The sequence below is a fragment of the Pseudomonas sp. 29 genome, from assembly GCF_002754355.1.
Classification (GTDB): Bacteria; Pseudomonadota; Gammaproteobacteria; order Pseudomonadales; family Pseudomonadaceae; genus Aquipseudomonas; species Aquipseudomonas neuropathica.
The window spans coordinates 5,134,064-5,155,768 of sequence record NZ_PEEY01000001.1; the positions used below are offsets into that span (position 1 = coordinate 5,134,064).

A 21,705-nucleotide genomic window follows, 5' to 3' on the forward strand; every position below is an offset into this window, starting at 1 on the left:
GGTTTCTGGATCGCACGCAGGTCATGTTTCGCGCTGACCGTGGCTTTCCACCAACCATCGCCACACACATGAATTTAGCTGAAGGGCATACGCGGGGCTGCGAACCAGAGCGTTCGGGCCGCCGGTACTGGAGAAAGAAAGCATGAGCAACTGGTTAGTAGACAAACTGATCCCTTCGATCATGCGTTCCGAGGTCAAGAAGAGCTCGGTCCCTGAAGGTCTGTGGCACAAATGCCCGTCTTGCGAGGCGGTGTTGTATCGTCCAGAGCTGGAAAAGACCCTGGACGTTTGCCCTAAATGCAACCATCACATGCGCATCGGCGCGCGTGCACGCATCGACATCTTCCTCGATGCTGAAGGTCGCAACGAACTGGGCGCCGATCTGGAGCCGGTTGACCGTCTGAAATTCCGCGACGGCAAGAAGTACAAGGATCGCCTGACCGCTGCCCAGAAGCAGACTGGCGAAAAAGACGCGCTGATCTCCGTCAGCGGCACCTTGCTGGGCATGCCAGTGGTGGTTTCGGCCTTTGAATTCGCCTTCATGGGCGGTTCCATGGGCGCCATCGTCGGTGAGCGCTTCGTTCGCGCCGCCAACTACGCGCTGGAAAACCGCTGCCCGATGATCTGCTTTGCCGCCTCCGGTGGTGCGCGCATGCAGGAAGCGCTGATCTCGCTGATGCAGATGGCCAAGACCTCGGCAGTGCTGGCGCGTCTGCGTGAAGAAGGCATTCCGTTCATCTCCGTGCTGACCGACCCGGTCTACGGCGGTGTTTCGGCGAGTCTGGCGATGCTTGGCGACGTGATCGTCGGTGAGCCGAAAGCCCTGATCGGCTTCGCTGGTCCGCGCGTTATCGAACAAACCGTGCGTGAGAAACTGCCGGAAGGCTTCCAGCGCAGCGAGTTCCTGCTGGAACACGGCGCGATCGACATGATCATCCACCGTCAGGAACTGCGCCCGCGTCTGGGTAACCTGCTGGCACAAATGACTGGCAAGCCGACGCCGAAATTCGTCGCCGCGCCAATCGAGCCGATCGTGGTTCCACCGGTCCCTGCTGGCCTATGACCGAGCGCACCCTTGGCGAATGGCTCGCCTACCTTGAGCAGTTGCATCCTTCGGCCATCGACATGGGCCTGGAGCGTTCACAACAGGTAGCGTCCCGCATGGGGCTGGGCCAGCCGGCGCCTCGGGTGATCACGGTCACCGGCACCAACGGCAAGGGTTCGACCTGCGCATTCGTGGCTTCATTGCTGCGGGCGCAGGGCCTGAGCGTTGGTGTCTACAATTCTCCGCACCTGCTGCGTTACAACGAGCGGGTGCAGCTCAATGGCGTCGAAGCCACTGACGCGCAGCTGTGCGAAGCCTTCGCAGCAGTCGAGGCCGGGCGCGGCGACACTTCCCTGACTTACTTCGAAATGGGCACCCTCGCGGCGTTCTGGCTGTTTCAGCAGGCCGGGCTGGATGCGGTGGTGCTGGAAGTCGGGCTGGGCGGGCGGCTGGACACGGTCAACGTGGTCGATGCCGATATCGCGCTGGTTACCAGTATTGGCGTCGATCACGCCGATTATCTGGGCGACACCCGCGAATCCGTGGCTTTCGAGAAAGCCGGAATTTTCCGTCAGGGCAAACCTGCCTTGTGCGGCGATCTGAATCCTCCGCAGCCGTTGCTCGATAAAGTGCGTGAGCTGGCCTGTCCGTTCTTCCTTCGTGGTCGTGATTTCGACCTCGGGATCACCGATCAGCACTGGCAGTGGCGCGGCACCGACGCGCGGGGTCAGGTTGTCGAATTGCGTGACTTGCCGCTGCTTGATCTGCCGATGGAGAACGCCGCGTTGGCGTTGCAGGCGTACTTGCTGCTCGGTTTGCCGTGGAATGCGCAGCAGATTGTCGCGGCCTTGCAGGCGACTCGTGTGGTCGGTCGACTGGATCGCCGCTCGTTCGATTGGAACGGCAAGCGTCTGAACCTGTTGCTGGATGTCGGGCATAACCCGCATGCCGCCGAGTATCTGGCTCGTCGTCTGGCCTCGCGACCACCGGTCGGCAAGCGCCTGGCGGTGTTTGGTCTGTTGGCCGACAAGGATCTGGATGGTGTTGTCAGCGAATTGAATGCTAGTGTCGAGCATTGGGCGGTGGCGCCGCTGGATTCTCCGCGTGCCCGTCCGGTGGCTGAATTAAACGCTGCATTGCAGAACCTTGGTGCGTCGGTCACGTCTTACGACAGTGTCGCCGCTGCGCTGGAAGGGCAGTGCGCAGTAGCCGCCAGTGACGACGAGATTCTGTTGTTCGGATCATTTTATTGTGTCGCCGAGGCCCTTGAATGGCTGGCCCGGCGCTCCACGGAGGAAGCGGCAAATGGCTTTGCTGGATAAAGCGTACAAGCAGCGCATGGTTGGCGCTTTGGTGCTGGTCGCGCTGGCAGTGATTTTCCTGCCGATGCTGTTTTCCCGTCAGGACGAGCAACGTCAGGTGACCGTCGAAGCACCCGCCGCGCCGCAAGCGCCTGTCGTGCCGCAAGTGCAGATGGAGACGGTGGCTGTTCCCGAGCCGCAAGCCTTGCCGCAAGAGCCGGTGCCGACTGATGAAGAAGTCGCCGAAGACACAGCGCCTGCTGCGCCCGTCGCCGCGACGCCGACGGCTCCCATCATGATCACCAAGCCTGTTGCGCCGCCGGCGGTGGCCAAGCCGATTCCGGCTCCTGCTCAGCCGATCACTGCGTCCTCGACCAAGCCGGACACCACGCAAAGCCGCGTCGATGCCAATGGCCTGTCGGTGAGCTGGTCGGTGCAGTTGGCCAGTCTGTCGAGTCGCGCCAGTGCAGAGAGTTTGCAGAAAACCCTGCGCAGCCAAGGCTACAACGCCTATATCCGTTCGGCCGATGGCAAGAATCGGGTGTTTGTCGGTCCGCTGATCGAGCGTGCCGAAGCCGATCGTCTGCGTGATCTGTTGGGTCGTCAGCAGAACCTCAAGGGCTTTGTCGTGCGCTTCCAGCCCGAGCGTGGTTAAAAACTATCGCCTCGATTGAAATGCACTGACAATCGCAGCTTACCGAGAGGCATGCGCTCTGCTAAAATGCGCCGCCTTATCCGTCTGTAGGCTGCACTGTGCCATTTACCTGGGTTGACTGGGCGATCGTTGCAATCATCGCCATCTCCGCTTTGATCAGTTTGAGCCGCGGCTTCGTCAAGGAAGCATTATCGCTGGTGACCTGGATCATCGCAGGAGTCGTCGCCTGGATGTTCGGTGGCTCATTGTCCGAGTACCTCGCCGGATACATCGAAACCCCATCGGCTCGCGTGATCGCGGGCTGTGCCATCATGTTTGTCGCCACACTGATCGTGGGCGCAATGATCAATTATCTTATCGGCGAGTTGGTTCGCGTCACCGGGTTGTCTGGGACCGATCGATTCCTCGGCATGGCCTTCGGCGCAGCGCGTGGCGTGTTGCTGGTGGTCGTGGCGGTCGGGCTGTTGAGCCTGGGGCCGGTACAGCAGGACGGGTGGTGGAAAGAATCACAGCTCGTACCAAAATTTCTATTGGTCGCTGATTGGTCCAAAAACCTGATTCTCGGGTGGAGCAGTCAGTGGCTTGCCAGCGGAATCAGCGTACCCGCTGATATTCCGTTCAAGGAGCAACTCTTGCCGTCGGCGAAAACGCCTCAGTGAGTGTTGTTCAGTTCAGATCCATTAAGTAGGGGTTGCGTCGCATGTGTGGCATCGTCGGTATCGTCGGTAAGTCGAACGTCAATCAGGCGCTGTATGACGCGCTAACCGTGCTCCAGCACCGCGGCCAGGACGCTGCCGGTATCGTGACCAGCCATGATGGCCGGTTGTTCCTGCGCAAGGACAATGGCCTGGTGCGTGACGTGTTTCAACAGCGTCACATGCAGCGTCTGGTCGGCCACATGGGGATCGGCCACGTCCGTTACCCGACCGCGGGTAGCTCGACTTCGGCCGAAGCCCAACCGTTTTACGTCAACTCGCCTTACGGCATCACTCTGGCGCACAACGGTAACCTGACCAACGTTGAGCAGTTGGCCAAAGAGATCTACGAATCCGATCTGCGTCACGTCAACACCAGTTCCGACTCGGAAGTGCTGCTCAACGTGTTCGCTCACGAGCTGGCCCAGCGCGGCAAGCTGCAACCGACCGAAGAAGACGTGTTTGCCGCCGTGACCGACGTGCACAACCGTTGTGTTGGCGGTTACGCCGTTGTGGCGATGGTCACCGGTTATGGCATCGTCGGTTTCCGTGACCCGCACGGCATTCGTCCGATCGTGTTCGGTCAGCGTCACACTGACGAAGGCGTTGAATACATGATCGCCTCCGAAAGCGTTTCGCTGGACGTGCTCGGTTTCACCCTGATTCGCGACCTGGCGCCGGGCGAAGCGGTCTACATCACTGAGGACGGCAAGCTGCACACCCGTCAGTGCGCGACCAATCCGTCCCTGACCCCGTGCATTTTCGAACACGTCTACCTGGCGCGTCCGGACTCGATCATCGACGGCGTGTCGGTCTACAAGGCTCGCCTGCGCATGGGTGAGAAACTCGCCGAGAAGATCCTGCGCGAGCGTCCAGAGCATGACATCGATGTGGTTATCCCGATTCCGGACACCAGCCGTACCGCGGCACTGGAGCTGGCCAACCATCTGGGCGTGAAATTCCGCGAAGGTTTCGTCAAGAACCGTTACATCGGTCGTACCTTCATCATGCCCGGCCAGGCGGCGCGCAAGAAGTCGGTTCGCCAGAAGCTCAACGCCATCGAGCTGGAATTCCGCGGCAAGAACGTGATGCTGGTCGACGACTCGATCGTGCGCGGCACCACGTGCAAGCAGATCATCCAGATGGCCCGCGAAGCCGGCGCGAAAAACGTCTACTTCTGCTCGGCAGCGCCAGCGGTACGCTTCCCGAACGTCTACGGCATCGACATGCCGAGTGCGCACGAACTGATCGCACACAACCGTTCGACTCAGGACGTGGCGGATCTGATCGGCGCTGACTGGCTGATCTATCAGGACCTGCCTGACTTGATCGAAGCGGTTGGCGGCGGCAAGATCAAGATCGAGAATTTCGATTGCGCGGTGTTCGACGGCAAGTATGTTACCGGTGACGTCGACGAGGCTTACCTGGACAAGATCGAGCAGGCACGCAACGATGCCTCGAAGGTCAAGACCCAGGCGGTCAGTGCGATCATCGATCTGTACAACAACTGAGTTATCACCGGCCCTGAGGGGCCGGTTTTGTATCTGACTTTCAATTTTCGAGAATACGGCAAGGAGTGACAGCATGAGTCAGGAATGGGATGCCGGTCGGCTGGACAGCGACCTCGAAGGCGTAGCGTTCGATACCCTGGCCGTACGTGCCGGTCAGCACCGTACGCCGGAAGGTGAGCACGGTGATCCGATGTTCTTCACCTCCAGCTATGTGTTCCGCACCGCTGCCGACGCGGCCGCACGGTTCGCCGGGGAAGTGCCGGGTAACGTTTACTCGCGTTATACCAACCCGACCGTGCGCGCGTTCGAGGAGCGCATTGCTGCGCTGGAGGGTGCCGAGCAAGCCGTTGCGACCGCAACCGGCATGGCCGCTATCATGGCGGTGGTGATGAGCCTGTGCAGTGCCGGCGACCATGTGTTGGTTTCGCGCAGCGTGTTCGGTTCGACCATCAGCCTGTTCGAGAAGTACTTCAAGCGTTTCGGTGTGGAAGTGGATTACGTGCCTTTGGCCGACCTGTCGGGTTGGGATGCGGCAATCAAATCCAGCACCAAACTGCTCTTTGTCGAGTCACCGTCGAATCCGTTGGCCGAGTTGGTCGACATCACTGCACTGGCTGAAATTGCTCACGCCAAAGGCGCGATGCTGGTCGTCGATAACTGCTTCTGCACGCCAGCGTTGCAGCAGCCGCTGAAAATGGGTGCAGATATTGTCGTGCACTCGGCGACCAAGTTCATCGATGGCCAGGGCCGTTGCATGGGCGGTGTGGTGGCCGGTCGCAGTGAGCAGATGAAAGAAGTCGTCGGCTTCCTGCGCACTGCCGGGCCGACCCTGAGCCCGTTCAACGCGTGGATCTTTCTCAAAGGTCTGGAAACCCTGAACCTGCGGATGAAGGCGCACTGCGCGAATGCTCAGGCGCTAGCCGAATGGCTGGAGCAGCAGGGCGGCATTGAGAAGGTGCATTACGCCGGCCTCAAGAGCCATCCGCAGCACGAATTGGCTCAGCGTCAGCAGAAGGGCTTCGGTGCGGTTGTAAGCTTTGAGGTCAAGGGCGGCAAAGAGGGCGCTTGGCGCTTCATCGATGCGACCCGACTGATTTCGATTACCGCCAACCTCGGTGACAGCAAAACCACCATCACGCACCCGAGCACCACCTCTCACGGCCGTCTGGCGCCGCAAGAGCGTGAAGCGGCGGGCATCCGTGACAGTCTGATTCGCATCGCGGTCGGTCTGGAAGACGTCGCCGACCTGCAAGCCGACCTGGCGCGCGGTCTGGCCGCGTTGTGATCGAGTTGTCTACGCCGACAGCAGGTACCCATGGCCGCGTCGCGCTGGTCACGGGTGCTGCGCGCGGTATCGGTCTGGGCATCGCTGCCTGGCTGATCAGCGAGGGCTGGCAAGTCGTGTTGACCGATCTGGATCGGGCGCGCGGTTCGAAAGTGGCGAAGGTGTTGGGCGAAAATGCCTGGTTCATTGCCATGGACGTTGCCGAGGAAAGTCAGGTGGCGCTCGGCGTGGCTGAGGTGCTGGGTCAGTTTGGTCGTCTCGATGCGCTGGTGTGCAACGCGGCGGTCGCTGATCCGCACAACATCACACTGGAAAGCCTCGATCTGGCTTACTGGAATCGGGTGCTGGCGGTGAATCTCAGTGGGCCGATGCTGTTGGCCAAGCACTGTGCGCCGTATCTGCGTGCGCACAACGGTTCGATCGTCAATCTGGCCTCTACTCGTGCGCGGCAGTCGGAAGCGGACTCCGAGGCTTATGCGGCGAGCAAGGGCGGCTTGCTGGCGCTTACGCATGCGCTGGCGATCAGTCTGGGGCCGGAGATTCGCGTCAACGCGGTCAGTCCGGGCTGGATTGATGCGCGTGATCCTTCTGCGCGTCGCGCTGAGCCGTTGGCCGATGCCGACCATGCTCAGCATCCTGCGGGCAGGGTGGGGACGGTCGAGGATGTGGCGGCGATGGTTGCCTGGTTGCTGTCAAGGAATGCCGGGTTTGTTACCGGACAGGAATTCGTCGTTGATGGCGGCATGACGAAAAAGATGATCTACAGCGAGTAGGTCGCCTTTTTCGCCTGAATTTGCGTTGAATGAACTGACGCCTTCACGAGCAAGCTCGCTCCCACATTTGAATGCAATCCCCTGTGGAAGCGAGCTTGCTCGCGAAGGCGGTCTTGCAGGATCGAAACAATTTCGTCTTTTTCAGAAAAACTTCAATCCTGCTATTGACTTAGGTTCGCTACCTGCGTAAATTTCGCGGCCTCGGAGATGCAAACGGGTGATTAGCTCAGCTGGGAGAGCGTCTGCCTTACAAGCAGAATGTCGGCGGTTCGATCCCGTCATCACCCACCACTCCCCGAGAGACTTGCGTAAGCAAGAGCGTAGGCTGAAAGTGCCTGCACCGACGCGCAGCGGTAGTTCAGTCGGTTAGAATACCGGCCTGTCACGCCGGGGGTCGCGGGTTCGAGTCCCGTCCGCTGCGCCATATTTTACGAATCAGACTTGTCTGGTTCGCGATTGCAAAGCACCGAAGCTTGCAGTCAAAACGAGTTACTTGAGCGCAAGCTCAAAGCGATACGCAGCGGTAGTTCAGTCGGTTAGAATACCGGCCTGTCACGCCGGGGGTCGCGGGTTCGAGTCCCGTCCGCTGCGCCATATCTGCTCCAAGGACCACTGAACGCCTTGAAGCACCGAAAACAGCCGTTGGCTGATTCGGAATCGATAGCAAAGACCCTGGTCGAAAGACCGGGGTTTTTTGTGTCTGAAATTTGGCTTTACCCTCTGCTCCTTCCCCCTGATTCTGAATTCGACACAAATCCCCATGTGGGAGCGTTGGTATGTTCAACGAGCTCCTGCGGTGCCACGTCGCATTGATTTTCTGATCCTTTAGTCAAATTTTTGTAACTGGTTGTTTGCTGCGAGCGCAGAAACCTTTAAAGTTAACCTTTCGGTCAGCTTTGCACTGTCATCACGCCTTTCGTTTAGCCAAGAAAGGCTTCTGCAAGACTCGAGATTCCCCAGTAGATAACCAGAAGGGCGGACACATAACCGCCCAGAGGATGATCCATGTCCAACCGTGAAATATCCCGGCGCTCGTTCCTCCAGGGCGGGCTGGTGGCGGGTGTGAGCGTCACGCTCACGCCGCTCAGCAGTCAGGCGCTGGCAGCCTTGATGGAAAACACCGTCACCGTGCCGTCCGAGAAGTGGCTCGGCAACAACGGCAAGGCGCGTCAGCGTAACGATGCACTGTCCAAGGTCTGCGGCAGCAAAGTCTTTGCCCGCGACATCCGTTCCAAGGACATGCCGGGCTGGCCTGAACAGCAAGGCCACGCCATGCTGCTGAAAACCATCAAGGCTGACCGCATCTACGACGGCTACGACCTGTCGTGGCTTGGCGCTGACTTGCAGCCTGACCGCATTGTTACTGCCGCTGATCTGGACAAGGACGGCATCGTCTTCCCCGAAGAGCACGCGCCGGATCCACTGCTGCCAGAAGGCAAAGTGCCGATGTTCATCGGTCACCCGGTGGCAATCCTGATCTGGAACGATTTCGAGCGTTTCCGCCAGGCCAAGAACAAACTCAAATTCAATGACAAAGCAATCCGCTATGGCAATGTAGCGCCGTTCTACGAAGGCGATCCGTATGGCAGCTTCCGCTACGTACGTGTGGGCGGCGCGACCTCGGCCGACGAAGACGAATTCGCCAGCCTCAAAGACTCGATCCTGTTCCCGATGCTGAAGAACCGTCGTCCGGTGTGGAATTCCCAGCCGAACCTGCACGGCAACCTGACCGAGCGCGGCCTGTTCTACGCCGACCGCATGAAGCAAGAGATCGATACGCCGTCGGACAACTGGCTGGTGTTCGACGAGCGCTACAAGACCCCGTCGATCGAGCCGGCCGCCATGGAGCCGGACAACGGCAACGGCTGGTATGACCCGAAAACCAAGACCCTGCATTTCGTCGTGGCCACCCAGTGCCCGCTGGAGGCAGCGACCGAAACCGCGAAGATGATCGCGCCGTCGCGTTTCGGCCTCGACAACCTGAACATGCACCCGGGTTACACCGTCGGTTACGGTTCCAAAGACCACAACATCTTCGTCTACTACGCAGCCCTCGCGGCGCTGTATGGCGCAGGTGTGCCGGTGCGTCTGGCCAACGACCGCTACGAGCAGTTCCAGAGTGGCATCAAGCGCCACCCGTTCGACATCCGCTACCAGTTGGCCGTGGACAAGAATGACTACACCTTCAAGATTTTCCGTGCCGAAATGAGCGTCGACGGTGGCGGCCGGATCAATTACAGCCCATCCGTAGCCGCAGTGGGTGCAACAGCCGCGCAGTCGATCTACTACATGCCGCAGAACGACCTGCAAGTCACCGCCTATCACTCGCGTGGTGTTGAGGCGGGTTCGATGCGCGGTTACGGCACCCTGCAAAGCATGGCGGCGACCGAGATGATGGTCGACGAAATCGCCAATCGCCTTGGTGTCGATGCGATCGATCTGCGTCGCAAGAACGCCCTGCGTTCCGGCATGAAAAACACCCAGGGCGCGATCCCGGCCGGTGCCTTGCGCCTGCATGAAATTCTCGACAAGGCCTCGGTGCACGAAGTCTGGAAAAACCGCGACGCGATCAAGAAACAACGCGAAGCGGCAGACCCGGACAACTGGTACGGCGTCGGTTTTGCCATTTGCCAGAAAGACTTCGGCACCGGTTCTGAAGCGCCGATGGCCAGCATCGAATTCACGGCTGACGGTCGCATCACTCTGCGCCACATCGGCATTGAAATCGGCACCGGCATGTCCACCTCGCAAGCCCTAGTGGTTGCCGATTTCCTCGGCAGCCCGGCGCACGAAGTGAAGACTGGCGAAACCGAGTGGAAGGAAATGCAGCTGATCACCAGCGGCAACCCTTACATCATGAGCCAGGCCGAGCAGGACAGCCTGCTGCGCAACCCGCGCTGGGTCGGCAAACTGGCTTCGGCCTCGTCGGCGACCAACTCGGCGTACTACTTCAGTCACGCCACCCGTGAAGCGGCACGCGTGCTGTTCAACAACGGCTTGTGGCCGGCGGCCATGGAAATCTGGCGTCAGGGCCCTTATGGCGGTCAAGCCAACCCTTACGTGGTGCGTCGCGAAGATGCGCATTGGGTCGACGGCAAACTCACGGCCAACGGCATGCAACCGTTGAGCTTCGAAGAGCTGGCCAAACACGCTCATGAGCGTGGTCTGGTGACCGGCGCTACCGTTCACGCATTCAACCGCTGGAGCTGGGCCGAGGCCGAATACAGCATCGACGGCGTGCGCGAGCGTCTGCCGCTCGACGGTCTGGCGGTGAAATATGGCGATGGCGCGCCGAAGGCGAAGAAGGCGCTGATGAACACCGCTGGTTTCCACCTGTTGGATCGCCAGAACATCAATTACCCGGTTGTCCAGTTGAACAACGCTGCCGTGACTTACTACAGCCCGGTCGCGACACTGGTCGAACTGAAGGTCAACAAAGGCTCGGCGGAAGTCGAAGTGCTCAACCACCATTCGTGGGTCGAGTGCGGTCGGGTGCTGGTCGAGGAACTGGTCAAGGGCCAGCTCGAAGGTGGTATCGCCATGGGCATCGGCCACGCCTTGATGGAAGAAATGCCGCTGTATGAAGGTGGACCGGGAGAGGGTGACTGGAACTTCAACCGTTACCGTTTGCCGATGGCGCGTCACGTTGCCGTATGGAAACAGACGTCGGAGATTCTGCCGGCGCTGTCGCCAAGTGATCCGTCCAAAGGCATCGCCGAAGTGGTGATGATCCCGATTGTCGGTGCCATCGGTAACGCCGTGGCGCACGCCATCGGTAAACGTGTTCGCGATCTGCCAATCACTGCTGCGCGCATCAAGGAGGCCCTCAATGGCTAACCGTCCGCTTCAACTGACCCTCAATGGTCAATCCGTCGGCCCGGTGGACATCCCTGATGACCTGCCGATGATCGACTACCTGCACGAATACAAGAACCTCACCGGTTCGCGCCTGGGCTGCGGCCAGGGCATCTGCCACGCCTGCGTGGTGATCGTCGATAACCCGGACGGGACCAGTGAAGAAGTACGCACCTGCATCACTGGTGCGCACTACTTCGAAGGCAAGAAAGTCCGCACCATCGAATCTCACGCCAAGCGTGACGAGAGCGGTCAGGTCACCGAGCTGAATCCGATCCAGCAACGCTTCGTCGACGAGTTCGCCTTCCAGTGCAGCTACTGCGCACCAGGCTTCGTCAACGCCGCGACCGTGCTGGTCGAGAAGCTGCAGCGCCAGCCGACCGTGCAAAGCAAGCTCGAACAAGTCATCGAGGACAGCCTCGGCCATCACGTCTGCCGTTGCACCGGGTACGTGCGTTACTACAACGCCACCCGCAACGTGCTGACCGATCTCGGCCTGGTCAAGGAGGGTTAAGCATGAAGCTTTTACTGACCCGCCTGACCCTGGCGGTCGGCCTTGCTGCGCCGCTGTTGTTTGCCCACGCCGATGACCAGGTCAAGCGCGGCGAATACCTCGCCCGCGCCGCCGATTGCATGGCTTGCCACACTGCACCCGGCGGTGCGCCGTTTGCTGGCGGCCTGCCGATCGTCTCGCCGTTCGGCACGATCTACGGCACCAACATCACCCCGAGCAAAGAGCACGGCATCGGTTTGTACAACGATGATGAGTTCTTCGCGGCGCTGACTGAAGGCAAGCGTCGCGATGGCGCGAATTTGTATCCGGCGATGCCGTATACCTCGTATCACCTGATGCCGCGTGAAGACTCGGATGCGATCCATACGTATCTGAAAACCATCGAGCCGATCGAGCGTGCAGCCCCGGTCACCAGCCTGAGCTTCCCGTTTAACGTGCGTCCGGGCCTGATCGGCTGGAACATGATGTACGGCAAAGCCCTGAAACTGGAGCCGGCCGAAGGCAAAAGCGAAGCCTGGAAGCGCGGCCAGTACATGGTCGAAGTACTCGGTCACTGCGGCGAATGCCACACACCGCGCGGCCTGCCGGGCGCAATGCAGCTGGACAAGCGTCTGACTGGCGGCATCCTCAATGGTTATCTGGCACCGAGCCTGCTGGCCACTGATCTGGCCGCGCGCGGCTGGAACGAGCAGGATCTGGGCACGTTCCTCAAGCACGGCATGAGCGCGCAAGGGACGATGTTCAACGAGATGTTCCCGGTGTTCCACAACAGCACTCAAGGCCTGAGCGATGCCGATCTGGCGGCCATGGCGACGTTCCTGCTCGGCGACAAACCGCCGGCAGCCAAAGCCCTCGTTGAAGTGCCAGTCGAGAAACTCAGCGCCAGCGCCCAGCGCGGCCAGCAGGAATACCTGAACGTCTGCGCCGGTTGCCATGCGGTCGGTGGCGAAGGCAAGCCGCATATCGCGGTGGCCATGCGCGGTAATACCACGTTGCGCCTGGAAGACCCACGCAACCTGTTGCGCGTGATCGAGGATGGTATCGGCGAGCAGAAGTTTTCCGGGTTCGAGCGCATGCAACCGATGCCGGGCTTCGCTGGCAAGCTCAGTCCTGAGCAACTGACTGATCTGCTCAACTACCTGCGTCAAGGTTGGGGTGGTCAATCCGCTGAGTTGGCGGTGAGTGAAGTGCAGAAGCTGCAAGCCGACGCACCGTCCATTGAGCACAAGGCGCACTGACATGCAGCATCTCGATCTACAAGTGGTGCGGCGAGCGCTGGAGTGGTCGGTGGCGGGGCAGCGCATCTGGCTCTGCACCGTGCTGACGACTTATGGTTCGGCACCGCGTGCGCCGGGTTCGCTGCTGGCGGTGAACGATGGCGGACAGTGGATCGGTTCGCTGTCCGGCGGCTGCGTCGAGGAGGATTTTCTCGAGCGCGTCGCCGAAGGTGCGTTTCTCGATGCGGTCAACGTCGTGCGTTACGGCGAGGGTGATGATCCGCGCTCGCGGGTCAGCCTGCCTTGTGGCGGAATTCTCGATGTGCTGGTAGAGAAATTTGACGCCGACTGCGAGGTACAGGCGCATCTGCGTGAATTGGAGTCGGCGCTGCTCGGTCAGCGCCGCTTGATTCGCGAGGTCGATCTGGCCAGCGGTGCACGCAGTCTGTTCGCTGATCGCGAGCGGGGCGCGCGGATCGAGCGTGAGATTGATCGGGTGCGCGTTCGTGTCGGCGCGGCGCAGCGCTTGTTGCTCGCCGGGTATTCCAGTGTGGCGCAAGCGTGTGCCGAGTTTGCCGTTGGATTGGGTTTTGAGGTGATTCTCTGCGATCCGCGCGACGAGGTGCTTGAAGGCGTGGTGCTGGATGGCGTGGAGATTCGTCGGCAGTTGCCGTCGGTGTTTATTGCTGACGGTGGCTGTCATCGTGATACCGCAGTCGTAGCGCTCACTCACGATCCGCGTATCGATGACCTGGCGATGATGGAAGCGGTGCGCACCGAAGCGTTCTACATTGGCGTGATGGGCTCGCTGCAGACGTCACAGAAGCGCTTCGAGCGTTTGCGTCGAATTGGCGGCTTGGGCGAGGCGGAGTTGGCGCGGATTCATGCGCCGATCGGTCTTAACCTCGGCAGCAAGACGCCAGCGGAAATTGCCTTGGCGGTGCTGGCGGATATCTTGCGAATCCGTAACGGGATTGCCCGAGACCAACTCTGAAACCGTTCGGTGTTGAATAAGAAGGGCCGCTGTTCAGCGGCCCTTTTTTACATCCCGAATTTGTCGCGCAAGCCGTAATACCAAGCGCCCAACGCCGCAAATGGCGTACGCAGCAACTGCCCGCCGGGGAACGGGTAATGTGGCAAATCGGCAAACGCATCAAAGCGCTCGGCCTGACCGCGTAGCGCTTCGGCCAGCACTTTGCCTGCAAGATGCGTGTAGGTCACGCCATGGCCGCTGCAACCCTGCGAATAATAGATGTTGTCGCCCAGGCGCCCGACCTGTGGCAAGCGCGACAGGGTCAGCAGGAAATTTCCGGTCCAGGCGTAGTCAATCTTCACATCCTTGAGCTGCGGGAAGGCCTTGAGCATTTTCGGGCGGATGATCGCTTCGATGTTCGCCGGGTCGCGCGCGCCATACACCACACCGCCGCCGAAGATCAGGCGCTTGTCGCCCGTGAGGCGGTAGTAGTCGAGCAGGTAATTGCAGTCTTCAACGCAGTAGTCCTGCGGCAGCAGCGCTTTCGCCAGTTCGTCACCCAGTGGCTCGGTGGTGATGACTTGCGTGCCGCACGGCATCGATTTGGCCGCAAGCTCCGGCACCAGATTACCGAGGTAGGCATTGCCCGCGACGATGATGAATTTGGCCCTGACCTTGCCCTGCGGCGTGTGCACCACCGGGTTGGCGCCGCGCTCGATGCGCACGGCGGGTGACTGTTCATGGATCGTGCCGCCGAGAGACTCGACCGCCGCCGCTTCGCCCAGCGCAAGGTTCAGCGGGTGGATGTGCCCACCGCTCATGTCGAGCATGCCGCCGACGTACTGATCGCACGCAACCACTTCGCGAATGCGGCGCTGATCTAGCAATTCCAGTTGCGTATGACCGAAGCGCTCCCAGAGGCGCTTCTGCGATTCCAGGTGGCCCATCTGCTTGGCCGTCAGCGCCGCGAACACGCCGCCGTCCTTCAGGTCGCACTGGATGTTGTACTTGGCCACGCGCTCGCGAATGATCCGGCCGCCTTCGAATGCCATCTGCCCGAGAAGTTGCGCCTGCTTCGGTCCGACGCTGCGTTCGATCACATCAATGTCACGGCTATAACTGTTAACGATCTGCCCGCCATTACGCCCGGAGGCGCCGAACCCGACCTTGGCCGCCTCCAGCACGGTGACGCGAAAACCGTTCTCCAACAGGAACAGCGCTGAGGACAATCCGGTATACCCGGCGCCGATCACACAGACGTCCGTCTCCACATCATCCTGCAAGGCAGGGCGGGGCGGTACGGCATTGGCCGACGCAGCGTAATAAGACTCTGGGTAAGGGGTGTTCGCCATCCTGCAGCCTCTGTTTAATATATTTTACGAGTGCGTCGATCCTACCCGAGTTGAAAAACCTCCGCCAGCCACCGGAAAATCTGCGTCGGCGAGCCGAAATTAAATATTTTGCATATTCATAGGGTTAGGTGAAAAAAAGGTGTTGACACCCCTCCGGAATTCCGTAGAATGCCGCCTCACAGCAGGCACGTAGCTCAGTTGGTTAGAGCACCACCTTGACATGGTGGGGGTCGTTGGTTCGAGTCCAATCGCGCCTACCAAACAAAATCCGCTCTGCTGGGCGGTCTGGAAGGGCTCACCGAAAGGTGGGCCCTTTTTTGTTGTCTGCGATTTGTGCGGAGTGCTCAAAAGGTCTCGGGTGTGTTCATCTGGGCGCCGGGAGTGCTGTTGTGCCTGTAGGGGATTATTGGCATTCAATATTCCAAGCGTCGACTCTCATGTCTTTTACCTTCTCACCTATCGTGCTGACGACCAGGCATGCATCGTTTTTCTTATAGTTGAACTCGCAGTATTGAACGCCTTCCGTGCATCGCTCTACTTCAAGAAGGCCTATGTTTCTAAGCGTCTTCATGGCGCCGTCGGGGGCCGTTTCATCCGTTGGGTCCGGAATCCAGCCCTGCTTGATCAACGCCTTTCGAGCGGCCAGAAACGGCATCCCCTTCGTTATGGGGAGCTCAGTGGCACTGGCAAAGAAGCTGATGCAGGCGAGAAGAACACAGGTGATCGCATAAGTTTGCATTTTTCGGAGTCCGTTAAGGTTCGCCCTATGCGCGCATCAAAAATCTGAAAGGGTCATTGGCACTTAAAATCCCAGGCATCAACAACAAGTTCCTCTACCTCTTCGCCAGTTGTGGTGACGCCCAGACATTGCTTGTTTTTCTTGTAGTGGAACACGCAATACTGCACGCCTTGAGTGCATCGTTCGATTTCAATGATTCCCCTGTTTTTAAGTTCTACGGCCGTTCCAACAGGCTGCATCTCTTTAGAAATACTTGGTTTCCAGCCTTTTTTAAGGAGTTCTTTCCTCGCTGACAAAAAAGGCATGCCTTCTTTTATCGGGATTTCTGTTGCGCTGGCAAAGGTGCAGCTGAAGCAAAGCAATAAAGATACGAACAGATGTGTTCTCATTTCGCAGTCCCGCCAAATTTCTTGTAAGTCGACACGACGTCGTCATAGGGCATGTACTTTTGGCCGGAGGGCTTTCCATTCAGCGGGCGGTTGGCTTGGCCTGGGCCCATGGGTAAGGCTTCCCACTGGCCAGATGCCTTGTGAATTGCATCCTTGATGTCGCCATTTACGATTGGATCAATTGCCTTTACCGATCGAAGGATCTCGATTGCAGTTAAATCCTGAGTGTGGGGTGAAAAATCAGTCAAGCCCATTGCTGTGGTGCATTGCAATTTCCATGTGGACTTGGTGATCTGATACCTGCCTGACGCTGTGGTCGATCCGCCGAACCCTGCTCCAGGATGCGTTGATTCATCCGTAAACTTCCAGTCTCCGCGAGCCCATCCATAACCAAACTTGGCATGGTAGTCACCGCCCTCGGCCTCTGAAATGGTATCCAGAAAAGCCTTCACGTTCTTGTTCTTCAAATACTCTTCATTTTCCGCCCGTCGTTTCTCTTGCTTGACTGACAGCAACATCGTTTTCGCGGTGGTGTCTTTTATCGGGGTCACCGCTCTTGTGAGTCTGGGCGACATTTTTTTGCCATTGGGGCTGATCACGTCTGTCACGTTGATGCTCGCTCAAAAATGTTGATTTGCGGGTTCGGCGATAACTCAGTCTTCTAAAAAGAGCGTGATGGTTTCCGCAAGGTGCGAGCTGACAACGTGTGTGTAGCCATTCTTGTCGCTGACGCCGTGTTCGATGCTGCCATCGGCGCGCTGGAAGGCGTAGACGTGATCCGGCAGGGGTTCGCCAGAATCTTCATCGATCAGTTGAAACTTGTCGCTGAAGTGCACAGGCATTGGCATCAGCCCACTAAACGGTGCTGTGACCACGGTGTCGCCAATAATCACTGTGCCGGATCCGCCAATCACCACATTACCGTGGGCTCCAGTGCTGTCTTTGGTTGCAGCATTCAGTCCGTTGATGAACACCGTCGTACTTACTCCGCCGGTAATGGGGCTGCCGCACGCAGACTTATCGGTCATTCGAGCAGCAGCCAAGCCATCGAAGTTTACATTGGGTGAGCCACTGGCAATCGGATTCGTGCCATGTCCCGGCAGGGGGCAGTTGGTGGGATCTGTTACGCGGGCAGCGGGTTTGCCACTCATGGGAAATTCCTTTTCAAGGTTTCAGGCGGGTGCTGACAGGCTGTCGCTGAATTCGACGATGCGAGCTATTCATAGAGTCTTTCTGAAATGTTTAGGCGGTGTGGGGAGCGAAGTGGAGTTGAGTGGGCGCCGGCAGGGAGGGAACCTATCCATAGGTTTAAAGCGCATAAAATTGGACCGTCCATGTAAGTTCGTACGCCGATGATCCTACTATTTCGGAGGATGGTTAACAATTGTTACATCTTTTTGGTTGACTGATTTTCGGTTGCCTTTTTGCGGATTTTCTCCGCGCTCTGATTGGTTTGCGATCATTGCTGATTTGGCGGCGAATTATCAGGCGGGGTGGAAGCGGTTGTTGCCACTTCTGAAGTTATGCGTTGTGGCGGCTGATGAGTAACCGTCTGTCGCCATCGTCCTTTGAAATAGTGTGGATATTTAATGACTTACGATGATTTTTAACCGACCGGTTATCAAAAATAAGTTGTTACGTGCAGGATGATTCAGTAAGATCCACCCCGCGTTCACCACCACGGTTTATGCATTTTTAAATCCCAAGCTTCCATCAGCTGCTTGGGATTTTTTTTGCCTGCGATTTGCCTCAACTGGCTGAAATCTATCCTTTCGATCTCTCCTGAAAGCCTGGCAACACCCCGCAGGCAAATCCTTGTTTTTTCAACTACTACTGACTGGCCGATTTTCAACTCTTTCTGATGAGGGTGTATCGATGCTGGTTCATTGGTTTCTTGCAGCTGTTCATCTGCTGGCATTTGCTTTGGGTTTTTGGGCGGTACTGACGCGTGGGACGGCGTTCAGTCGCCTGGCGGCCGGGACGGGGGAGGCCGGGCGGGTTCTGCTGGCTGATAATTTCTGGGGGATTTGCGCGCTGATCTTGTTGATCACAGGCGGGATGCGTGCCTTTGGCGGTTACGAAAAAGGCACTGACTATTATCTTCATCAGCCGCTGTTTCACCTGAAGATGACGCTGTTCGTGCTGATTCTGTTGATGGAGCTTGCGCCGATGATCACGCTGATCAAATGGCGGATCGCCAAGGCGCGGGGGGCGGTGCTCGATACCGGGAGAGCAAAGTTGTTTGCACGCATCAGTCACGTCGAAGCGCTGCTACTGGTGCTGATGATGGTTGCAGCCACAGGCATGGCACGTGGTGTGACGTTCGGGTAGGAAGGCGAATTCCCTTCGCTCTATCGGAAATGTCCGACAGCCAGCCTTGAGAATGCTCGGTAGTATCGATCAGCAGAAAGGGCGGGAAGGTAACGCGGAAGGCTCATGTGTCAGGCGCCGTACCCAGCGAGGTGGGAGCGGATGGCAAAACGGCGCGTGAATCTCTAGCCAGTCATTCCACAAGGTAAAACGGACTGGCTACTGACTGCGAGGCGGCTCAGGGAGTTTGTGGCTTGTCCGGGGCGGTCAGGCCAGCCTGAATGCGCTGGTAAATCTCTTCACGGTGCACGGCAACGTTTTTCGGAGCGTTGATACCAATGCGGACCTGTTGGCCGCTAACGCCCAGAATGGTGATAGTGATGTCATCACCGATGTTTATGCTTTCACCGACTTTGCGGGTGAGTATCAGCATGGTCTTCTCCTTGATTGCTTTGTAGGGCACCTGATTCAGACAGTGCAGAGGTCGGTGGTACGTATAGATTAGTGCGAAGTCTCACGGTTTGGGTGCCTCTTTCTGACGCGCAGATGCGGCATTAATTCCCAGGGCGTAACTATACAGAGGCTGCAGGCATCAATCTCGTTGTTTTGTGCCCATTTTGCGGGGCTCGCGAAGTATTTATGAATGATAAGATCGCGGCTTTGAGAATTTCGAGGAAAGCGTTGTGCGCAAATTGGTTTGGGTAGTCGCGGCACTGGTATTGGCAGGGTGTGGTGAAGGCAAGAATGCAGACGCAGCAAAACCACAGTCGGCAGCAGTGACGGCGCCGGCGGCGGCGGCCGCTGCACCACAATGGGATCTCGAAGTGCGCGGTGAAACGCCACAGGCTGTCAGCGACCTGAGTGGCTGGCTCATCGAGCACGCCTTCGTGCCTACGGTGATCAAGGACAGCAGCGGCAAAACGCGAATTCTGATTGGTCCGTTCAACTCTCAGGCTGAAGCTGAAGCACGTAAGGTGCAAGTGGATGCAGCGTTGGTGAAGGCCAAGAAACAAAACGTTGAATCGGTGTTGGTCGAGCATCCGCTCACGCCGTAAACGTTCCGGTCGGCGGAATCTCCTAAAGGCTCTCTAGCGCGACTCGTTCCTATTGAAGTCGTTGATGATTTCCTGAAGGAGTTCCCCATGGCCTCCGCCAATCCTTACAAATTGTTCGATGTAACCTTGCATCGAAAAACCCGGTTGAGCCCGCACATGATGCGGATCACGCTCGTCGGTCTTCCAGTCCGCGAAATGGCGACCTGGGCGCCGGATCAGCGGGTGAAGCTGTTTTTTCCTGCGGCCAATGGCTCGCACGCCAAGCTCTCTCAAGAGGAAGGTTGGTACGCCCGATTTCGCGCGATGCTGGCAGACCGACGTCCCGCTATGCGCACCTACACCATCCGGCATTTACGCGCGGAGCAAGGCGAAGTCGATATTGATTTTGTTCTGCACGGTGAGACCGGGCCAGCGTCGCGTTGGGCGCTGCATTCGCAGCCAGGTGATTCGATGCAGATCCTTGCGCCCGATCGCCATTTCTCGGCGCAGGAGGCCGGCGGTTTTGAATGGAAGCCGCCACAGGCACTCAAGCAGCTTTTGCTCGTTGCAGATGCGACGGCGCTGCCAGCAGCCATGGGCATTCTTGATGAGTTGGCGATGCTCGCCGAACCACCACAAGTTCAGGCATTTTTCGAAGTGGACAGTGCTCAGGACATGCTCGACGTCCCTGATTGGCCAGGGTTGTCGATACGTTGGTTGATCCGGGATCGGGCGAACGAAACAGTCGCGGGAGCGCTGATGGTGGAGGCGGTGAGGGCGGCGACTTTGCCCGTCCATGTATCTTCAGCGGGGCAAGCGATTGAATTGGCTGACGTCGACATAGAGAAGGACATTCTCTGGGAAATCGCCGATACCGCCACTGAAGGCTTTTATGGCTGGATTGCCGGAGAGTCGGCGGCGGTGATGAGTTTGCGCAGATACCTGATCAAAGAATGTGGTATGCCTCGTGAGTCACTTAACTTGATGGGCTACTGGCGACACAACAAGTCAGCCAACTAGGCACAAATAAAAAGGCCTCGAACATAGCGTTCGAGGCCTTTTTTTCGGGCTTGCAATCAACCGCAGGCTTTCATGTTCACCGGGCCGACAAATTCATTACCGCGTCCCATCACACACGCCACGCTCTGATTGCGCTGACGCTCCCAGTCCTGCACCGGGTAAGTCTTGTCCCACGCCTCATACAATTGGCGATCCTGTTTCGACAGGCGCAAGCCGTACTGCTTGCTCATGTAGAAATAGGTGCGGGCAATCATGCCGCGAATCGACGGGCGAGGCATGACCTTCTTCGCTTTGAAGTCAACCTGGGTCAGACACGAACCGTATTGCCCGGATTGCACTGGCAGCCAGCCGTAGCTGAAATTGCTGCGATCGCCATTGACCTCGCCAATGCTCGGCACCAGGTTATGCAGATCGGCTTCAGCCTTTTGATAGCTTGGGTCGTAACGGGTGCAATTCTTTCTGCCGCCTTCCTGCCAGCACTGACGCTGATGACCGAACTGCCAGGCCGGCACAATGTGTTCCCATTCAATGCGTGACGCACGCTTGGCATTCTTGCGCGGTACGTAACCGCAAGCCTTCAGGTCAACTTTGTTGCCGGTGTACTTGCACCCGCAATAAAACTCTGTGGATTGCGGCGCATACAGCTTCCAGGCGACCTTCTTGGCTTCGGTAAATGTGCGGGGTGCGCCAGCCTGGGCACCCATGGCGATGAACAGCAACAGCAAAGCAAAACAGCGGACACTCATTGAATCAATCTTCCTTCGGTACAACCCAAAAAATCTGCACGCCACCGTCGTCGCGATAGGCGAGGGTGACGTTGTCGTTCTCGTCGATTTCCTCAAGCAGACGTTCCCACTCGTCCATCGGCTCGTCCGGCAGACGGAAGATCAGTGCCGCTTTGGCTTTCTGTGCGGTGGGGGAATTGATGATTTTCTGAACGCGCATGCCCATGCGTTCGTAAGCGTCAGGAGCATCAGGGGAGGTGGCCACGAGGTTATCCTTATTAAGCTGTACGTGCATACAGTATTTAACTGTAA

At 58.3% G+C, this 21,705-nt stretch carries 22 protein-coding genes and 4 tRNA genes; 18 read left to right on the plus strand and 8 right to left on the minus strand.

The window, feature by feature from the left end:
- Positions 1-142 precede the first annotated feature (142 nt).
- The 14 genes from accD to CLU80_RS23770 all read left to right on the plus strand — a co-directional run bounded on the left by accD (position 143) and on the right by CLU80_RS23770 (position 13,845).
- Complete coding sequence (gene accD / locus CLU80_RS23705) at positions 143-1,063, plus strand: acetyl-CoA carboxylase, carboxyltransferase subunit beta (protein ID WP_007913458.1); 921 nt, start codon at positions 143-145, stop codon at positions 1,061-1,063.
- A complete protein-coding gene (folC, locus tag CLU80_RS23710) occupies positions 1,060-2,367 on the plus strand; it encodes a bifunctional tetrahydrofolate synthase/dihydrofolate synthase (RefSeq protein ID WP_099758538.1) in 1,308 nt (435 codons plus the stop codon). The genes accD and folC overlap by 4 nt, the downstream gene beginning before the upstream one ends.
- Positions 2,351-3,001: an SPOR domain-containing protein gene (locus CLU80_RS23715; protein ID WP_093432096.1), complete on the plus strand. Its 651-nt coding sequence runs from the start codon at positions 2,351-2,353 to the stop codon at positions 2,999-3,001. Before folC ends, CLU80_RS23715 begins: the two co-directional genes overlap by 17 nt.
- 98 nt (positions 3,002-3,099) lie before the next feature.
- A complete protein-coding gene (locus tag CLU80_RS23720; RefSeq protein ID WP_007913461.1) occupies positions 3,100-3,660 on the plus strand; it encodes a CvpA family protein in 561 nt (186 codons plus the stop codon).
- Positions 3,661-3,701: 41 nt separating this feature from the next.
- Complete coding sequence (gene purF / locus CLU80_RS23725; protein ID WP_016984539.1) at positions 3,702-5,207, plus strand: amidophosphoribosyltransferase; 1,506 nt, start codon at positions 3,702-3,704, stop codon at positions 5,205-5,207.
- A 73-nt stretch (positions 5,208-5,280) separates the two neighbouring features.
- Positions 5,281-6,492, plus strand: a complete 1,212-nt coding sequence (locus CLU80_RS23730; RefSeq protein WP_099758539.1) for an O-succinylhomoserine sulfhydrylase — start codon at positions 5,281-5,283, stop codon at positions 6,490-6,492.
- On the plus strand, positions 6,489-7,265 hold the full coding sequence (locus CLU80_RS23735) for an SDR family oxidoreductase (protein WP_093432102.1): 777 nt from the start codon (positions 6,489-6,491) through the stop codon (positions 7,263-7,265). Before CLU80_RS23730 ends, CLU80_RS23735 begins: the two co-directional genes overlap by 4 nt.
- A gap of 215 nt (positions 7,266-7,480) precedes the next feature.
- A tRNA-Val gene (locus tag CLU80_RS23740) sits at positions 7,481-7,556 on the plus strand.
- Positions 7,557-7,612: 56 nt separating this feature from the next.
- Positions 7,613-7,689: transfer RNA gene (locus tag CLU80_RS23745), tRNA-Asp, on the plus strand.
- A gap of 93 nt (positions 7,690-7,782) precedes the next feature.
- Positions 7,783-7,859: transfer RNA gene (locus CLU80_RS23750), tRNA-Asp, on the plus strand.
- A gap of 411 nt (positions 7,860-8,270) precedes the next feature.
- Positions 8,271-11,102: a xanthine dehydrogenase family protein molybdopterin-binding subunit gene (locus CLU80_RS23755; protein ID WP_099758540.1), complete on the plus strand. Its 2,832-nt coding sequence runs from the start codon at positions 8,271-8,273 to the stop codon at positions 11,100-11,102.
- Positions 11,095-11,634 (plus strand): (2Fe-2S)-binding protein, encoded by a 540-nt coding sequence (locus tag CLU80_RS23760; protein ID WP_038369461.1) that lies wholly within the window; start codon positions 11,095-11,097, stop codon positions 11,632-11,634. The genes CLU80_RS23755 and CLU80_RS23760 overlap by 8 nt, the downstream gene beginning before the upstream one ends.
- A gap of 2 nt (positions 11,635-11,636) precedes the next feature.
- A complete protein-coding gene (locus CLU80_RS23765) occupies positions 11,637-12,872 on the plus strand; it encodes a c-type cytochrome (protein WP_099758541.1) in 1,236 nt (411 codons plus the stop codon).
- Position 12,873: 1 nt separating this feature from the next.
- On the plus strand, positions 12,874-13,845 hold the full coding sequence (locus tag CLU80_RS23770; protein ID WP_099758542.1) for an XdhC family protein: 972 nt from the start codon (positions 12,874-12,876) through the stop codon (positions 13,843-13,845).
- A gap of 47 nt (positions 13,846-13,892) precedes the next feature.
- On the opposite strand, the gene CLU80_RS23775 is transcribed toward CLU80_RS23770, so the two are convergent.
- On the minus strand, positions 13,893-15,176 hold the full coding sequence (locus CLU80_RS23775; RefSeq protein ID WP_093432114.1) for an NAD(P)/FAD-dependent oxidoreductase: 1,284 nt from the start codon (positions 15,174-15,176) through the stop codon (positions 13,893-13,895).
- Positions 15,177-15,359: 183 nt separating this feature from the next.
- Between CLU80_RS23775 and CLU80_RS23780 the strand changes: the two genes are divergently transcribed.
- Positions 15,360-15,436, plus strand: a tRNA-Val gene (locus tag CLU80_RS23780).
- A gap of 143 nt (positions 15,437-15,579) precedes the next feature.
- Here CLU80_RS23780 and CLU80_RS23785 read toward each other — a convergent pair.
- From CLU80_RS23785 to CLU80_RS23800, 4 genes are read right to left on the minus strand one after another with little or no spacing between them, the layout of a single operon-like run.
- The gene (locus tag CLU80_RS23785) at positions 15,580-15,915 is read right to left on the minus strand and encodes a hypothetical protein (protein ID WP_286079765.1); all 336 of its coding nucleotides are present in this window, start codon (positions 15,913-15,915) and stop codon (positions 15,580-15,582) included.
- 53 nt (positions 15,916-15,968) lie between these two features.
- Positions 15,969-16,304: a hypothetical protein gene (locus CLU80_RS23790; protein ID WP_259698345.1), complete on the minus strand. Its 336-nt coding sequence runs from the start codon at positions 16,302-16,304 to the stop codon at positions 15,969-15,971.
- Positions 16,301-16,912 (minus strand): lysozyme family protein, encoded by a 612-nt coding sequence (locus tag CLU80_RS23795; RefSeq protein ID WP_205125807.1) that lies wholly within the window; start codon positions 16,910-16,912, stop codon positions 16,301-16,303. Before CLU80_RS23795 ends, CLU80_RS23790 begins: the two co-directional genes overlap by 4 nt.
- Positions 16,913-16,957: 45 nt before the next feature.
- Positions 16,958-17,455, minus strand: coding sequence for a PAAR domain-containing protein (locus tag CLU80_RS23800; RefSeq protein WP_077571937.1), 498 nt, complete (start codon positions 17,453-17,455; stop codon positions 16,958-16,960).
- A gap of 724 nt (positions 17,456-18,179) precedes the next feature.
- Here CLU80_RS23800 and CLU80_RS23805 point away from each other — a divergent pair.
- Positions 18,180-18,635 (plus strand): DUF2214 family protein, encoded by a 456-nt coding sequence (locus CLU80_RS23805; protein WP_099758543.1) that lies wholly within the window; start codon positions 18,180-18,182, stop codon positions 18,633-18,635.
- 217 nt (positions 18,636-18,852) lie between these two features.
- Here the strand turns inward: CLU80_RS23805 and csrA are convergent, their stop codons facing one another.
- Positions 18,853-19,047 carry a carbon storage regulator CsrA gene (gene csrA, locus CLU80_RS23810; RefSeq protein WP_003179932.1) on the minus strand — a complete coding sequence of 65 codons (195 nt, stop codon included), beginning with the start codon at positions 19,045-19,047 and terminating at the stop codon, positions 18,853-18,855.
- 250 nt (positions 19,048-19,297) lie between these two features.
- On the opposite strand from csrA, the gene CLU80_RS23815 reads away from it, so the two are divergent.
- Complete coding sequence (locus CLU80_RS23815; RefSeq protein WP_099758544.1) at positions 19,298-19,669, plus strand: penicillin-binding protein activator LpoB; 372 nt, start codon at positions 19,298-19,300, stop codon at positions 19,667-19,669.
- An 87-nt stretch (positions 19,670-19,756) separates the two neighbouring features.
- A complete protein-coding gene (locus CLU80_RS23820) occupies positions 19,757-20,668 on the plus strand; it encodes a siderophore-interacting protein (protein ID WP_099758545.1) in 912 nt (303 codons plus the stop codon).
- A 56-nt stretch (positions 20,669-20,724) separates the two neighbouring features.
- On the opposite strand, the gene CLU80_RS23825 is transcribed toward CLU80_RS23820, so the two are convergent.
- Entirely contained in the window at positions 20,725-21,414 is a 690-nt protein-coding gene (locus tag CLU80_RS23825; protein ID WP_034152754.1) for an endonuclease, read from the minus strand.
- A gap of 4 nt (positions 21,415-21,418) precedes the next feature.
- Positions 21,419-21,688, minus strand: coding sequence for a DUF1654 domain-containing protein (locus CLU80_RS23830; RefSeq protein ID WP_166219800.1), 270 nt, complete (start codon positions 21,686-21,688; stop codon positions 21,419-21,421).
- Between the last annotated feature and the right edge of the window lie 17 nt (positions 21,689-21,705).

Coding starts and splice junctions, on each gene's coding strand:
- accD (WP_007913458.1), top strand. CDS start 143: ATGAGCAACTGGTTAGTAGACAAACTGATCCCTTCGATCATGCGTTCC.
- folC (WP_099758538.1), top strand. CDS start 1,060: ATGACCGAGCGCACCCTTGGCGAATGGCTCGCCTACCTTGAGCAGTTG.
- CLU80_RS23715 (WP_093432096.1), top strand. CDS start 2,351: ATGGCTTTGCTGGATAAAGCGTACAAGCAGCGCATGGTTGGCGCTTTG.
- purF (WP_016984539.1), top strand. CDS start 3,702: ATGTGTGGCATCGTCGGTATCGTCGGTAAGTCGAACGTCAATCAGGCG.
- CLU80_RS23730 (WP_099758539.1), top strand. CDS start 5,281: ATGAGTCAGGAATGGGATGCCGGTCGGCTGGACAGCGACCTCGAAGGC.
- CLU80_RS23755 (WP_099758540.1), top strand. CDS start 8,271: ATGTCCAACCGTGAAATATCCCGGCGCTCGTTCCTCCAGGGCGGGCTG.
- CLU80_RS23760 (WP_038369461.1), top strand. CDS start 11,095: ATGGCTAACCGTCCGCTTCAACTGACCCTCAATGGTCAATCCGTCGGC.
- CLU80_RS23765 (WP_099758541.1), top strand. CDS start 11,637: ATGAAGCTTTTACTGACCCGCCTGACCCTGGCGGTCGGCCTTGCTGCG.
- CLU80_RS23770 (WP_099758542.1), top strand. CDS start 12,874: ATGCAGCATCTCGATCTACAAGTGGTGCGGCGAGCGCTGGAGTGGTCG.
- CLU80_RS23775 (WP_093432114.1), bottom strand. CDS start 15,176: ATGGCGAACACCCCTTACCCAGAGTCTTATTACGCTGCGTCGGCCAAT.
- CLU80_RS23785 (WP_286079765.1), bottom strand. CDS start 15,915: ATGCAAACTTATGCGATCACCTGTGTTCTTCTCGCCTGCATCAGCTTC.
- CLU80_RS23790 (WP_259698345.1), bottom strand. CDS start 16,304: ATGAGAACACATCTGTTCGTATCTTTATTGCTTTGCTTCAGCTGCACC.
- CLU80_RS23800 (WP_077571937.1), bottom strand. CDS start 17,455: ATGAGTGGCAAACCCGCTGCCCGCGTAACAGATCCCACCAACTGCCCC.
- CLU80_RS23805 (WP_099758543.1), top strand. CDS start 18,180: ATGCTGGTTCATTGGTTTCTTGCAGCTGTTCATCTGCTGGCATTTGCT.
- csrA (WP_003179932.1), bottom strand. CDS start 19,047: ATGCTGATACTCACCCGCAAAGTCGGTGAAAGCATAAACATCGGTGAT.
- CLU80_RS23820 (WP_099758545.1), top strand. CDS start 19,757: ATGGCCTCCGCCAATCCTTACAAATTGTTCGATGTAACCTTGCATCGA.
- CLU80_RS23825 (WP_034152754.1), bottom strand. CDS start 21,414: ATGAGTGTCCGCTGTTTTGCTTTGCTGTTGCTGTTCATCGCCATGGGT.
- CLU80_RS23830 (WP_166219800.1), bottom strand. CDS start 21,688: ATGCACGTACAGCTTAATAAGGATAACCTCGTGGCCACCTCCCCTGAT.